Annotated in this window: 12 protein-coding genes; 7 read left to right on the top strand and 5 right to left on the bottom strand. The window is 70.0% G+C overall.

What is annotated here, in order from left to right; genetic code table 11:
* The first annotated feature begins 16 nt into the window (after positions 1-16).
* Positions 17-652: a 16S rRNA (guanine(966)-N(2))-methyltransferase RsmD gene (gene rsmD, locus AB4089_RS01875; RefSeq protein ID WP_441407620.1), complete on the top strand. Its 636-nt coding sequence runs from the start codon at positions 17-19 to the stop codon at positions 650-652.
* 13 nt (positions 653-665) lie between these two features.
* Here the strand turns inward: rsmD and AB4089_RS01880 are convergent, their stop codons facing one another.
* Positions 666-1451, bottom strand: coding sequence for a spermidine synthase (locus AB4089_RS01880; RefSeq protein WP_441407621.1), 786 nt, complete (start codon positions 1449-1451; stop codon positions 666-668).
* A 2-nt stretch (positions 1452-1453) separates the two neighbouring features.
* Positions 1454-2665, bottom strand: a complete 1212-nt coding sequence (locus tag AB4089_RS01885) for an aminotransferase class I/II-fold pyridoxal phosphate-dependent enzyme (protein ID WP_441407622.1) — start codon at positions 2663-2665, stop codon at positions 1454-1456.
* A gap of 48 nt (positions 2666-2713) precedes the next feature.
* Between AB4089_RS01885 and coaD the strand changes: the two genes are divergently transcribed.
* From coaD to mutM, 5 genes are all read left to right on the top strand, one after another.
* Entirely contained in the window at positions 2714-3214 is a 501-nt protein-coding gene (gene coaD, locus AB4089_RS01890) for a pantetheine-phosphate adenylyltransferase (RefSeq protein WP_390204783.1), read from the top strand.
* Positions 3215-3388: 174 nt separating this feature from the next.
* Positions 3389-3913 (top strand): YceD family protein, encoded by a 525-nt coding sequence (locus AB4089_RS01895; protein ID WP_441407623.1) that lies wholly within the window; start codon positions 3389-3391, stop codon positions 3911-3913.
* Positions 3914-3949: 36 nt separating this feature from the next.
* Positions 3950-4153, top strand: a complete 204-nt coding sequence (rpmF, locus tag AB4089_RS01900) for a 50S ribosomal protein L32 (protein ID WP_056738282.1) — start codon at positions 3950-3952, stop codon at positions 4151-4153.
* A 21-nt stretch (positions 4154-4174) separates the two neighbouring features.
* On the top strand, positions 4175-4897 hold the full coding sequence (gene rnc / locus AB4089_RS01905) for a ribonuclease III (RefSeq protein ID WP_441407624.1): 723 nt from the start codon (positions 4175-4177) through the stop codon (positions 4895-4897).
* 8 nt (positions 4898-4905) lie between these two features.
* On the top strand, positions 4906-5895 hold the full coding sequence (gene mutM / locus AB4089_RS01910) for a bifunctional DNA-formamidopyrimidine glycosylase/DNA-(apurinic or apyrimidinic site) lyase (protein WP_441407625.1): 990 nt from the start codon (positions 4906-4908) through the stop codon (positions 5893-5895).
* On the opposite strand, the gene AB4089_RS01915 is transcribed toward mutM, so the two are convergent.
* The 3 genes from AB4089_RS01915 to AB4089_RS01925 are packed head-to-tail and all read right to left on the bottom strand — an operon-like array spanning position 5831 to position 10604.
* Positions 5831-6925 carry an NAD-dependent epimerase/dehydratase family protein gene (locus tag AB4089_RS01915; RefSeq protein WP_441407626.1) on the bottom strand — a complete coding sequence of 365 codons (1095 nt, stop codon included), beginning with the start codon at positions 6923-6925 and terminating at the stop codon, positions 5831-5833. The two genes, mutM and AB4089_RS01915, sit on opposite strands and share 65 nt — an antisense overlap.
* Entirely contained in the window at positions 6922-9588 is a 2667-nt protein-coding gene (locus AB4089_RS01920) for an alpha/beta fold hydrolase (protein WP_441407627.1), read from the bottom strand. Before AB4089_RS01920 ends, AB4089_RS01915 begins: the two co-directional genes overlap by 4 nt.
* Positions 9582-10604, bottom strand: a complete 1023-nt coding sequence (locus tag AB4089_RS01925) for a 3-oxoacyl-ACP synthase III (RefSeq protein ID WP_441407628.1) — start codon at positions 10602-10604, stop codon at positions 9582-9584. Before AB4089_RS01925 ends, AB4089_RS01920 begins: the two co-directional genes overlap by 7 nt.
* Positions 10605-10873: 269 nt before the next feature.
* Here AB4089_RS01925 and smc point away from each other — a divergent pair, with 269 nt between their 5' ends.
* The gene (gene smc, locus AB4089_RS01930; RefSeq protein ID WP_441407629.1) at positions 10874-14488 is read left to right on the top strand and encodes a chromosome segregation protein SMC; all 3615 of its coding nucleotides are present in this window, start codon (positions 10874-10876) and stop codon (positions 14486-14488) included.
* Positions 14489-14531: the final 43 nt, after the last annotated feature.

Here is a 14531-nt window from a genome sequence, read left to right on the forward strand (position 1 = left end):
CCGCGGGGGTCCGCGCATGAGCCGGATCATTGCCGGTGCGGCCGGCGGCAGCACGCTGAACAGCGTGCCCGGGAACCTGACACGGCCCACGACGGACCGGGTCAAGGAGGCGCTGTTCTCCAGGCTGGACGCCTTCAACGTCATTGCCGGCGCCCGGGTCCTGGATCTGTACGCGGGCTCCGGCTCACTCGGGGTGGAGAGCGGCAGCCGCGGCGCGGACTCCGTGGACCTGGTCGAATTCGATGCCAAGGCAAGCGCCGTCTGCCAGCGGAACGCGGACCTTGTCAACTCTGTCGCGGGCCGAAAGGTGGTCTCCGTGCACCGTTCCAAGGTTGAATCGTTCCTGGACCGGGCCGCCGACGACGCGCGCTGGGACCTGGTGTTCCTGGACCCGCCGTACCCCCTGGATGAACCGGCCCTCGGCGCCGTCCTGGCCAAACTGGTGCCGCACGTCTCCGAGGGGGCCGTCGTGGTGGTGGAACGCTCATCCCGGTCTCCCGAGCCCGAATGGCCCGAGAACATGGAACGGTTTGCCGAGAAGAAGTACGGCGAAACCCGGCTCTGGTTCGCCGAACCCGGCGTGGACGCCGCAGAAGCCGTGGTCGCCGCGGAAGCTGGGGGAGCGGCGGACGCCGCGGCCGAAAAGGATTAGCCGGCCAGAAGGACTAGCCGGCCAGTACGTCCAGCTCGACGCCGGCGAGCAGTCTGGCCGGATGCGGGCCGCGCGCCGTGAGCGCCGCCGTCCAGACCTCCGGCCAGGGCCCCTGGGTCCCGGTCAGGATGATGTTGCCGGGGTACCGGCCGGTGAACATGCCGGCCTCCGCGAAGGCCGAGACGTCGACCATGGCGCGGCGCATGGCCGCGACCTGGCTGCGGACCAGGGTCAGCCCGGGTTCGTCGCCCACGTTGACAACCAACACCCCGCGCGGCGTCAGCCTCGCCGCGGCCTCCTGGTAAAACTCAGTGCACGCGATGTGTTCCGGTGCCTCCGGCCCGGAGAAGATGTCCAGGATCACGACGTCGAACCGCAGTTCCGCCGCAAGCCCGGCAAGGGCGTCGCGGGCATCACCGATTACAGTGTGCAGCTGGGTTCCCTCCGGCAGGGGCAGCTGGGCCAGCACGAAGTCCAGCAGTTCCCGCTCCAGCTCCACGGCATACTGGACCGAGCCGGGCCGGGTGGCCTGGATGTAGCGGGCCAGGGTCAGGGCGCCCGCGCCCAGGTGAAGCGCGGTGATCGGCTCGGCCCAAGGAGCGGCGAGGTCCACCACATGCCCGATCCTGCGCAGGTATTCGTAGAAGATATCCGCGGGATCGGCCAGGTTGACGTGGGACTGTTCCGCGCCGCCGATGCTCAGCACGAAGCCGCCGTCGGTAAAGGGATCAGGCTCGATGGTGGCGTGCTGTCCGGTGGTCCGCAAGAAGCGCGAGGCCCCGGGGTGCTGCTCCGCCATGCTCACAGCCTGTCGCGCAGGGTCGCCAGCCGCTCGGCGGCCTCCTCCAGCACGTGCAGCTGCTTGCAGAAAGCAAAGCGGAGCAGGCTGCGGGTGCGTTCGGCGCCGTCGGGGTGGCAGAAAACCGGTACCGGGATCGCTGCGACGCCCACGAGGGCCGGAAGCCGGCGGGCCAGTTCCACGGAGTCCGTGATCCCCAGCGGTGAGGTGTCCACGTTCACGAAGTAGGTCCCTTGGGGGGTGAGGACATCGAGGCCGGCCGCGCGGAGTCCCTCGCTGAGGATGTCGCGCTTGTATCGGAGGGTGTCGGCAATACCGGTGTAGAACTCGTCCGGGAGGCCCAGCCCCACTGCGATCGCTGCCTGGAAGGGAGTGCCGGAACTGTAGCTCAGGAACTGCTTGACCGTCCGGGCGGCGGCCACGAGGTGCTCCGGTCCGGAGACCCAGCCGATTTTCCAGCCGGTGAAGGAGAAGGTCTTGCCGGCCGAGGAAATGGTCAGCGTGCGTTCCGCCGCGCCGGGCAGGGTGGCCACCGGGATGTGCCGCACGCCGAAGGTCAGGTGCTCGTACACTTCGTCGGTGACGATCACGGCGTCGTACTTTTCGGCCAGTTCGACGACGCGCTGGAGCACCTCGCGGGGGAACACTGCGCCGGTGGGGTTGTGCGGATTGTTGATCAGCACCACCTTGGTGCGGTCGCTGAACGCGGCCTCCAGCGCGGCCAGGTCCGGCATGAAATCCGGGGCCAGGAGCGGGGCGGTGACGTGCGTGGCGCCGGAGAGCCCGATGATGGCGCCGTAGGAGTCGTAGAACGGCTCGAACGTGAGCACCTCATCTCCCGGGCCGACCAGCGCGAGCAGCGAGGCGGCAATGGCCTCTGTGGCGCCGGTGGTGACGATGATCTCGGTGTGCGGGTCGGGGGTGAGCCCGTAGAACCGCTGCTGATGGACTGCGATCGCCTCCCGCAGGGGCAGGATGCCCTTGCCGGGCGCATACTGGTTGGCTCCGGCGGCGATGGCGGCCTGGGCCGCCTCCTTGATCTCCACGGGCCCGTCCTCGTCCGGGAAGCCCTGGCCGAGGTTGATGGCGCCCGTGCTGAGCGCCAGGGTGGTCATCTCCTCAAAGATTGTGACGCCCAGGGAACCGTCGGGGGAGAGCAGGTTGGCGCCGGTCGCGGCGCGCTGCCACGGGAATTGGGGAGGGAGCTGCGACATTCAGCCATGTTATCCCGCCCCGCTGCGCCCATACGGTAGGTTCGGAGCATGAGACGCGCTGTATGCCCTGGCTCCTTCGACCCCATTCACAATGGACACCTGGAAGTCATCGCCCGTGCCGCGGGCCTCTTCGACGAAGTGATCGTGGCCGTGTCCACCAATTACGCCAAGAAGTACCGCTTCAGCCTTGAAGAGCGGATCGACATGGCCAAGGAAACGTTCGCCTCCTTGCGCGGGATCGTGGTGGAACCCGTGGGGGAGGGGCTCCTGGCCGAATACTGCCGGCAGCGCGGCGTGTCCGCGATCGTCAAGGGCCTGCGCTCGTCCTCGGACTTCGACTACGAGCTGCCGATGGCCACCATGAACCGGCAGCTGACCGGCGTCGAGACGGTGTTCCTGCCGGCGGAAAGCCACTACCTGCACCTGTCCTCCACCCTCATTAAAGAGGTCTTCGCCCTGGGCGGGGACATCTCGGACTTTGTGCCCCGTTCCGTGCTGAAACGGCTGGCCCCGGGCGAGCCGGTCCAGAACCGGGCGCGCAAAGTGTAAGCTTGACCGGTACTCGGCGGCCTGCTGCCGGTTGCGCGGCCCGAATCCAGGCCCGTTTGTGGTGAGAACCGCAGGCGTGCCCCCGGTTTGAGTCCGTCCGGAAGTTCAGGCTAAGATGGTACGTCGGTCATATGTTCAACAGGAGTTCTCATTAAACGAGATGCTAGTTCGCCCTTGGCGTTCGACGTCAAGGACCTCGGACGCAGTCCGGGAAGCATGCGAACGCTGACGGAACATGTACCCGCGCCAAGGGATCTTGGCGTGGCGCTCATTGGCGTGCAGGAAGGCTCGGATGTCGAGCTGGACCTGCGGCTTGAGGCCGTACACGAAGGAATTCTGGTATCAGGAACCGCGCTCGTTGAAGTAACTGGCGAATGCGGCCGATGCCTGGATCCCCTTGCGTATGACCAAGAGGTCGATGTGCAAGAACTTTTCTTCTACGAGGACGCTGTGTTCTCCGACGAGGAAGACGAAGAAGAGCAACGTCGAGTCGAGCACGATCTGATCGATCTTGAGCCGGTGTTGCGGGACGCAGTTGTCACCATACTGCCGTTCCAGCCGGTGTGCCGGGAAGACTGCCAGGGCCTTTGCTCCGAATGTGGAGTACGCCTGGAAGACGAGCCGGGGCATCACCACGAGGTCGTAGATCCTCGCTGGGCCGCCCTGGCTGACTTGGCTAAGCCTGACCGGCAAAACTGATTTGTAAGTGTTTTTCTAGAGAGAAATGAGTTAGCCGTGGCTGTCCCGAAGCGGAAAATGTCTCGCTCGAATACCCGCGCCCGCCGCTCCCAGTGGAAGGCAACTGCCCCCCACCTGGTGAAGACCGTAGAGAACGGCCAGGTTGTTTACAGCCTGCCGCACCAGGCAAAGGTCGTTACCGACTCGGCTGGCACCGCGCTGTTCCTTGAATACAAGGGCCGCAAGGTCGCAGACGTCTAATCCGCCGACAGGCTGAAAAAGATGTCTTCAACTGAAGAGCTTCTGAAGCGTCTCGGTGTCACTATTGACGCCGGGACGCTTCGTCTTGCGCTCACACACCGCTCCTACGCCTACGAAAACGGCGGCATCCCCACCAACGAACGGCTCGAGTTCCTGGGCGACTCCATCCTGGGATTCTCCGTGACGGACGCGCTGTACCGCGACAACCCCACGCTGCCCGAAGGCGACCTGGCCAAGCGCCGTTCCGCCGTCGTCAGCACGCGGGCCCTGGCCGGCATCGGCCGCAGCATCGGGCTGGGCGACTACATCTACCTCGGGCAGGGCGAGAAGCTCACCGAAGGCAAGAACAAGGCCTCCATCCTGGCGGACACCATGGAGGCGCTGATCGGCGCCACCTACCTCTCCAACGACATCGAGACGGCCCGGCAGCTGGTCATGCGGCTGGTCGGTCCGCTGTTGAAGGACGCGGCCGCCCTCGGCGCGGGAACCGACTGGAAGACCAGCATCCAGGAGCTGGCGGCCAGCCGGCAGCTCGGAACCATCAACTACGCGGTGGACGGCTCCGGACCGGACCATGCCCGCACGTTCGAGGCCGTGCTGCGGATCGGCGGCACCGATTACGGCACCGGAACCGGCAACTCCAAGAAGGAAGCCGAGCAGGAAGCCGCCGCCGACGCCTGGCGCCGGCTCACCGCACCCTCCGCGCCCGATCCCCAGCAGCTCCAGCCCCAGACCGGGAGCTAGGCAGCGCCGTGCCTGAACTGCCCGAGGTCGAGGTGGTCCGGCGCGGCCTGGTGAGCTGGGTGCGGGGCCGGACCATCACCTCCGTTGACGTGCTGGATCCGCGCTCCCTGCGCCGGCATGCCCTTGGCCCGGAAGACTTTGCCGGCAACCTTGAGGGCGCGCGCGTGCTGGACGTGGTCCGCCGCGGCAAGTTCCTCTGGATGCCGCTGGCGGGCCCGCCGGCCCCGCCCGGCATGGATCTCCCGTCCGGCATGGATCTCCCGTCCTCAGGGCCTGCCCCCGCCGTCGCCCTCATGGCCCACCTTGGCATGTCCGGCCAGCTGCTCATGCAGGACCCCGGCGTCCCGGACGAAAAACACCTGAAGGTCAGGCTGCGGCTGAGCCCCTCCGAGGGCATGCCCGAGCAGCTCCGGTTCGTGGACCAGCGCATCTTCGGCGGCCTGTTCCTGACCTCGCTGGTCCCCACCGACGACGGCGGTCCGGGCGGCCTCGCGGAATCGCCGCTGCCGCTCATCGCCGAGGAAGCCTCGCACATTGCCCGGGACCCGCTGGATCCCTGTTTTTCCTTCGACGACTTCTATCGGCGCCTGCGGTCACGCAAGACCGGGCTCAAGCGGGCGCTGCTGGACCAGGGCCTGGTCTCGGGGATCGGCAACATCTACGCGGACGAGGCCCTCTGGAAGGCGCAGCTGCATTATGCCCGGCCCACGGACACCCTGCGACGGGCCGACGCGCTGCGGGTCCTTGAGGCCGCCCGCGAGGTCATGACCGATGCGCTGGCCGCCGGCGGCACGAGTTTCGATTCGCTCTACGTCAACGTCAACGGAGCCTCCGGGTACTTCGACCGCTCGCTCAACGCCTACGGCCGGGAGGGCCTCGAATGCAAGCGCTGCGCCGCCGCCGGCCGTCTCAGCCTGCTCAAGCGCGAACAGTTCATGAACCGTTCCTCCTACACCTGCCCTGCCTGCCAGCCGCGGCCGAGGAACGGCCGCTGGTAGGGGAGCCCGGGCGCTGAACCCCCGCCGCTGAAAAACCCGGCGCTGAAACCCCGGCGGCTGAAAGTGGACCGTAGTGCTCCGCCAGCTTGGCCAGGCCCTCGTCCAGCGAAACGGCGGGCGTCCAGTCGAGGAGCTCACGGGTTTCGCGCTGGTCGAACCAGTGGGCGGTGGAGAGCTGCTCGGCGAGGAACCTGGTCATCGGCGGCTCCCCGGCCCGGCCGGCCCGGGACCAGACCTTCTCCACCACCGATCCTGCCGCCCGTGCGAGCCCGCCCGGCACCGTCCACGACGGCGCAGGGACGCCGGCCGCGGCGCAGATGCCCGCCAGCAGTTCGCCGACCGGTCGGGGTTCGCCGTTGCTGACCACGAGCGCCCGCCCGTGGACGTGCGCCATGCGGTGCAGCGCGGCGACGATGGCCGAGGCGGCATTGTCCACGTACGTGGTGTCGATCAGGGCCGCCCCGGCATCGAGCAGCGGAAGTCGGCCGCGGCTGGCACGCTCCAGCACCCGTTCCACCAGTTGCGTGTCCCCGGGGCCCCAGACGATGTGCGGGCGCACCACCGCGACGCGGAAATCCGGCGAGTCCGCGGCCAGCGCCAGCAGTTCGGCCTCGGCCTTGGTGCGGGAGTAGTCGCCGTGCGCGCGGACCGGGTCCGCCGGCTCGGCACCCAGCCCGGCGATGGCGGCGCCGGAGTTGGCCACGGACGGGGAGGAAACGAACACCAGGTCCCGCGCACCGGCTCCGCGGGCGGCACGGAGCAGGCGGCGGGTGCCTTCGACATTCACCTCATCGAAATCCGCGGCGCGGCCGGTGAAGGAGACCTTCGCGGCCAGGTGAATGACACCCTCGGCGCCCGCTACGGCGCGGCGGACGGCATCGTCGTCTGTGACGGAGCCCAGGACGTCCGCGGCGCCGTCGACGCCCGAGGGACGGCGCTGGAACGTGGTGACGGCGTGGCCCTGCCGGACCAGCAGCCGTGCCACTTCGCCTCCGAGCAGGCCGCTCGCGCCGGTGACCAGGACCCTCACGGCGTGCCCGGACGGCCGCCGGCCAGCACCGCCGAAGCCCACCGTGACAGGCGGGTCCTGTCGATCTTGGCGTTGTGGCGGATATCGGTCGGCTGGGAGGGGACGGCCAGCACGGCTGAGACGCTGACGCCGGCCTGACGGGCCGCGTCCCGCACCCGGCCGGCGAGCTGCGGCGCGGCGGGCCCGGCCCGGCGGGCGGGCGGAACAGTCTCGACGACGGCGACGACGGCCTGGGTCCCGGACGGACCGACCCCGACGACGGCGGCGAGCCCGACGTCGTCCAGGCGTTCGATGGCCTGCTCTGCGCCGACGGGCGTCACCACGGTGCCCGGCGCCGTCACGACGTGCACAAGGCGTCCTTCCACCCAGAGCCGGCCGGCGGCGTCGAAGTGCCCGACGTCGCCGGTGCGGTGCCACCCGGCCGTGCGGACGCTCTCGCGCTGGGTCAGCCAGAGCCTGTCGTAGGTTTCCTTCACATGCGGGGCGCTGACGAGGATCTCGCCGGTCACTCCTGCCTCCGTGACGGGCTCGTTCCCGGGTGCGGTGCCGTCCGCGGCGAGCGGGATGACGGCCGCACGGGCCCCGCGCACCGGCCAGCCCACGCATACGCCGTTGCCGGCCCCCGCCACGGTTCCGGCGGCGGCGTCGGCCTCGGCGGCGCGGATCTGTTCGAGGCTGATGTCGGTGACGGGGAGCGCCTCGGTCATCCCGTACGGGGTGTGCAGCGAGGCCCGGGGCAGCAGCCTCTGCACTTCTGCGAGGAGGGGTTCGGGGACGGGTGCGCCGGCGGAGAGCAGCAGTTCCACGCGGCCCAGGACCTCCTGCCCGGCCAGGCCCACGCCGCCCTGGGTCGCGAGGACGTTGCGCAGCGCCGCTGGCGAGGCGAAGATCACCGTGGCGTCGATGGCCGCCGCGGCGTCCGCCAGAGCGCGGGCCGTCAGGGTGCGGGGCACGGTGACGTCCATGGCGGGCGTCACCGAGACGGCCCCGAGCGCCGGTCCCAGCAGGGCGAACGGCGCGAAGCCCGCCACCAGGCGTGCGCCCGGGCGGATTCCCAGCGTCGCGGCCACGGTATCCCGCATCGCGGCCAACTGCCGGTGCGTGTACAGCACCCCCTTGGCGGGACCGGTGGAGCCGGAGGTGAAGAGCACCGCGGCGTCGGCATCCGGGTCCGAGGCCGGACCCCGGTCCGGAAGCTCCGGGCCGGGGTCCGCTCCGCGCCGGGCGAGGGCGGCGAGGGAGGTCTCCACGGCGAGGAGGCGGCGTCGGGCGGCCGGCAGGTCCCGCACACTGATGCGCCGCCCCGACCAGCCCAGGACCGAGGCAGCCGCCAGCGCCCTGTCGATTCCAATCAGGAAATCCGGGGTGGCGCCCTTCACCGCGCGGCTCAGGCCGCGGGTGCCCAGGCCGGCGTCGGCCACGACCACCACCGCGCCCAGCCGGAGGCAGGCATAGAGGACCACGGTCAGGTCCACACCTGGCGGAACCATCAGGCTCACGCGGCTGCCGTGGCCTACGCCGGCTTCCGCCAGGCCCGCCGCGAGGGCGGCGATGTTCCGTTCCAGCTCCTGCCAGCTGAGCGAGCGGGCGACGCTGCCGTCCGCGGCCATTTCCGCGACGGCGGTGTCCCCGCCGTCGGGGCCGGCCGCCAGTGTGGTGAGCGGCGCCCAAAGGGGCGGGACTTCATTGCCCGGACCATCGGTGCCGTGCCCCGGGGGCTCGGTCGGGCTGTCCCGGCCGAGCCCGGCAAGCCACTCGAAGACCGGAGCGGCAATATCCCGGTCTTCCGCGACCARGTGGCCGGCACCCTCGAAGCGGTGCACTTTCGCCTGCGGCAGCCGGCCGATGAGGTCCTTGAGGTACCGGTCCGAAAAGATCGGGTCCCGCGGACCCCAGAGCATCAGGGCCGGCACGCCCAGCCCGCTCAGCCCAGCGGCGACGCGGCTGAGCGCCGGGAAGCTGGGGTGGGACGCGTCGGCGGGGATGTCCGCGACAAAGTTCCCCACACCGGCGCGCCGGGCGGCTCCGCGGTAGGGGGCCATGAAGGCCGTGCGGACGTCCGTGGCCAGCGGCGGGTGGGCCAGGGAATGCGTCACCCGCAGGAAGGTGTCCGACGTCGTCGTTCCCCAGCGGTGCACGGCAGGGTGCAGGGCAAGCCGGAGCGCCGGCGGGATGCCGGCGCCGGCGGGCTGGTGGACGGCGGTGTTGGTCAGCACGACACCTGCCAGCTGCTGCTGATGCGCCAAGGCCCAGCCCAGGCTGATCACCCCGCCCCAGTCGTGGCCGACGGTGACCACCGGCCCGTCCAGGCCGAGGGCAGTGGTGAGATCACCGAGGTCGTTGATCCGGTCCTCGAGCCGCCGGAACGTGCCGGTGCGCTCGGAATACCCCATATCCAGCTGGTCCACGGCGACCACGCGCCACGGATGCGCGGGGTCCGAACCGGCGGCCAGCAGGGTGCGCCACAGATAAGACCACGTCGGGTTGCCGTGCACGCACAGCAGGGTGCCGGCGGGAGTCAGGCCGCGGCGCGAGAGCTGGGCGCCGTTATCGAGCACGTGCCAGCGGCGCACGGCCCCGGACCCATCCGCGGCGGAGGTGGACGCCACGTCGATTTCGCGCGACCACTCGGGGTCGACGCCGGGCCAGTCGGCGGCTACCAAGCGATTTCCACCATGGCAGTGTTCAGGCCGGAGCCGACGCCCATGCACAGCACGCGGTCCCCGGTGACGAGGGTCTGCGCTTCGGCCGCGAGTGTCATGGGAAGGGAGGCCGGGCCAACGTTGCCCCAATGCGGGAACGTGATCGGAACCTTGTCCGGGTCCAGGCCGATCGCGTCGATGATGGCCTGGGTGTAGGCGTTGCTCACCTGGTGCGTGACGTAGCGGTCCATCGAGGCCCAGTTCCACTCCGGCTGGGCCTCGTGCCAGGCGTCGAGGACGAGCTGCAGTCCACCGTCCAGAAGGCCTTTGGTGTCGGTGGCCATGCCGTCGATGCCGCCCACGCACAGTTCATGGTGCTCGGTGCCGGCACGCATCACGCCGCCAAGGATCCGGTGCGCCCCCGGGTGCTCGTCCGCCGGGCCCAGGACGGCCGCAGCGGCTCCGGAGCCGAGGGTGAGGGTGGCGAACTCGCGGTTGAAGTCCTCGCGGGTGGTCTCGGGCCGCTGTAGCCGGGCCAGAGTGGCCTCCTGCGTGGCCTGGGCGTCCTCGCCGTTGACGATCATCGCGTACTTGATCTGGCCGGAGTCGATCATGTTGGCCGCCAGCGTCATGCCGTTGACGAATCCGAGGCAGGCGTTGGCCAGATCGAAGTTCATGGCCGAGGACGGCAGGCTTAGTCCGTGATGGATCTTCACCGCGACGGACGGTTCGAGATTGCGCCGCGTGACGGAGGTGTTGATCAGCAGGCCAATCTCGGACGCTTCGATGCCGGACTCGGCCAGGGCCTTGGCGCCGGCCTCGATGGCTGCGTCGTCGAACGATGTCCCGGGGGCCCACCAGCGCCGGTGCGTGATGCCCGCGACCCGTTCGAGCAGCTTCGGGGGGACCTTCAGCCGACGCAGGGTCGAAGCCAACCGGTGGTCGAAATCCATGGAACTGACGATCGTCGGAGCTTCGACGCTGCTTACCGAGAGTAAGGCGGTGTTGCTGTGCCRGAATGTTGCATTCCCTACCAAAATCAGGCCCCTGTTCGTGTCCGTACTGCGCTCCCGCGGCTGGCCGCACCTTCAAGCGCAGGCCCAAGAGCTTAACTATGCCCCGTGCAGGCCAGTTCCCGCATTTTTCCGCCGCCAACTGCGGCGGCTTCGCGCGGGTTCTGCGCGGAATGACCGCCGCGGCGCAGTAGATTATAGGTATTAGGGGCCGCCCCGAACACCCGGGTCCGTTCCGAACCGGCTACGTCGAACAGCGGGCCCAGTCCGCCGAGCAGGAGACCCGAAACACCTTGCACCTCAAAAGCCTGACCGTCCGGGGATTCAAGTCGTTCGCCTCAGCGACGACCTTCGAATTCGAACCGGGCGTCACCGCCGTGGTGGGCCCCAACGGTTCGGGCAAATCCAATGTGGTGGACGCGCTGGCCTGGGTCATGGGCGAACAGGGAGCCAAAACCCTCCGCGGCGGCAAAATGGAGGACGTGATCTTCGCGGGCACCTCGGGCCGCCCGCCCCTGGGCCGCGCCCACGTCTCGCTGACCATCGACAACAGCGACGGCGCCCTCCCCATTGAGTACAGCGAGGTGACGATCTCGCGCACCCTGTTCCGGACCGGCGGCTCGGAGTACGCCATCAACGGCGCCGGCTGCCGGCTGCTTGATATCCAGGAGCTGCTCTCCGATTCGGGCCTGGGCCGCGAGATGCACGTGATCGTCGGCCAGGGCCAGCTGGACAAGGTCCTGCACGCCACCCCCGAGGACCGGCGCGGCTTCATCGAGGAGGCCGCCGGCATCCTCAAACACCGCCGCCGCAAGGAAAAAACGGTCCGCAAGCTCGAGGCCATGCAGGCCAACCTGTCCCGGCTCAGCGACCTCACCGGCGAAATCCGGCGGCAACTGACCCCGCTGGGCAAACAGGCGGAAGTGGCCCGGCGTGCCCAGAGCGTCCAGTTCGAGGTCCGCGACGCCCGCTCACGCCTCCTGGCCGACGACCTGGTCCGGCTGCAGTCCGCGCTGGCGCAGGACGTCGCGGATGAATCCGCACTCAAGGCACGCCGCGCCGTCGTCGAACGCGAGCTCGACGCCGGCCGGCAGCGCCAGGCCGCCCTGGAACGGCTCGCGGCCGAGGCCACGCCGGCGCTGAACGCCGCGCGGGAGAACTGGTATGCGCTCTCCACCGGGCGCGAACGGCTCCGCTCGCTCGGCTCCCTTGCCGAGGAACGCCGCCGGCTGCTTGGCTCCGCGGATGTGGTTCCGGACACTGGCCGGGATCCGGACCAGCTGGAGAAGCAGGCCGCCCGTGTCCGTGACGAACAGGCCGGGCTGGAACAGCAGATCCTGGACCGGACGGCGGCCCTGGACGCCGCGACAGCCACCAAGCAGGACGCCGAACAGGCCGCCGCCGCCGAGGACAAGCGGCTCGCGGCACTGCTCCGGGCCGCCGCGGACCGGCGCGAAGGCCTGGCCAAGCTCGCCGGACAGGTCGGTGCCGCACGATCCCGCGTCGAGTCTGCCCAGTCCGAGCTCGGCCGCCTCCGCGAATCGCAGAAGGCGGGCGAGGAACGCCGCCGGCAGGCGCAGAGCGAGTTCACGGCCCTGGAAACGCAGGTGGCGGGGGTAGAGGACGGCGAGGAATCGCTCGACGCCGATTACGAGGCCGCGAGCACAGCCCTGGACGCCGTGATCGCCGGGATCGCCGAACTGGAAGCGGCCGAGCGTGAGGGGGAGCGGGAACGCGGCGCCCTCGTGGCCCGTCGCGATGCCCTCCAGCTCGGCCTGAACCGCAAAGACGGTTCCGGGCACGTGCTCGGGGCGGCCTCCGGGGAACTGGGCGCCGGTGTCCTGGGATCCCTGGCGGCCATGATCACGGTGGAGGCCGAATTCGAGGCCGCCGTCGCCGCCGCACTCGGCAGTGCCTCCGACGCCGTGGTGGTCCGGGACCAGGAAACGGCCGCCGCGGCCGTGCGGCTGCTGCGGGAGGACGACGCCGGCCGCGCCGCGCTGCTGCTCGCCGACGGCCCGGCGGGGACGCCGCCGCGCGGCGGGGCAACTTTTCCAGCTGCGCTTCCCGCCGGCGCGCGCTGGGCCGCCGAGCTGGTTACCCACGCGGATCCGGACGCCGCCGGCCTGCCGCTTCCCGCCTTGCTGGCGGGCATCGCCGTCGTCGACGATCTGGAAGCGGCGGCGCAGCTGATTGCCGAGCATCCACAGCTCACCGCCGTGACGCGGGCGGGGGACGTCTTGACGGCCCTCGCCGTGACCGGCGGCTCCGCGTCGGCGCCGTCGCTCCTGGAGGTCCAGGCCGCCGTCGACGACGCCGCCGCGAAACTGGCCACGGTCACCGCCGGGCTCGAACGCAACCGCTTCGCCCTCTCCACCGCCCGGACCCGGCGCGCCGAAGCCCAAGACCGTGCGGACGCGGCCCTCGCAAAACTGCACGACTCCGACGCGAAACTCGCCGCCGTCGCCGAACGCCTGGGCCATCTGAACGCGGTGCTGCGCAGCGCTGTCGGGGAGAGCGACCGGCTGGCCGCGTCCCTGGCCAGGGCCGAGGCGCAGATTGCCAGCGAGCAGGCCGCCCTGGAAGCCGTGACGGCACGGCTTGCCGCTGYCACCGAAGCCCCCGAGGAGCAGGAACCCTCCCCGGAGCACCGCGACGCCCTGGCCCTGGCCGCCTCGCTGGCCCGCACGGCCGAAATGGAGGCCAGGCTCGCCCTGCGCAGCGCCGAGGAACAGCTCACGGCCACCCGGAACCGGGCGGCATCGCTGGAACGGGCCGCCGCCACCGAGCGCCGCGCCCGTGAGGAAGCCGCGGAACGGGCCCGCCGCCGCCGGCTCCAGGCCGGACGCGCCGCCGCCGTCGCCGATGCCGTGCAGCAGGTGACCGGGTTCATCGACGTGTCCGTGGAACTGGCCCGGCGCGATCGGGACGGCGCCGAGGAACACCGGGAGGCGATGGAGCGTGACCTTGCCGGGGTCCGCAGCGGCAACGACGTCCTGGCCCGCGAGCTGGCCGAACTCACCGACTCCGTGCACCGCGACGAGCTTGCCCGTACGCAGCAGCGGCTGCGGATCGAGGCGCTGGAACTCAAAAGCGTGGAGGAGCTCGGCCTCACTGCCGAACAGCTGGTGGCCGACTACGGTCCGGACCGGCCCGTCCCGGTGCCGGCCGACGACCCGGCGGACAAGTGGGCCGCCCTGCGCGCCCCGGTGGACGAGGATGGCCGCGAAATCGCCGAGGGCAAGCCCTTCGTCCGGGAGGAGCAGGAGAAACGGCTCAAACGCGCCGAACGCGACCTCGCGGCCCTCGGCAAGGTCAACCCGCTGGCGCTCGAGGAGTTCGCCGCGCTCGAGGAGCGCCACCAGTTCCTCAGCACCCAGCTCGAGGACCTGAAATCCAGCCGCAAGGACCTGCTGGACATCATCAAGGAAGTCGACGACCGCGTCCAGAAGGTCTTTGCCGAAGCGTTCGAGGACACCTCCCGGCAGTTTGTCCGCGTCTTCGCCCGGCTGTTCCCCGGCGGCGAGGGCCGGCTGGTCCTGACCGACCCCTCCGACATGCTCACCACCGGCATCGAAGTGGAAGCCCGTCCGGCCGGCAAGAAAATCAAGCGCCTCTCGCTGCTCTCCGGCGGGGAACGTTCCCTGACTGCCGTGGCGCTGCTGGTGGCCATCTTCAAGGCGCGGCCCTCGCCTTTCTACGTCATGGACGAGGTCGAAGCCGCCCTCGACGACACCAACTTGGGCCGGCTCATCACCATCTTCGAAGAGCTCCGCGAATCCAGCCAGCTGATCGTCATCACGCACCAGAAGCGCACCATGGAAGTCGCCGACGCGCTGTACGGCGTGACAATGCGCGGCGACGGCGTCTCCACGGTGATCAGCCAGCGGCTCGGTGCTGAGGTCTAAGCAGAATGTAATCGCTGGCCACGGCCCATTTGGGGTTTGTGAG

The organism is Arthrobacter sp. 2MCAF15 (genome assembly GCF_052115605.1).
GTDB lineage: Bacteria > Actinomycetota > Actinomycetes > Actinomycetales > Micrococcaceae > Arthrobacter.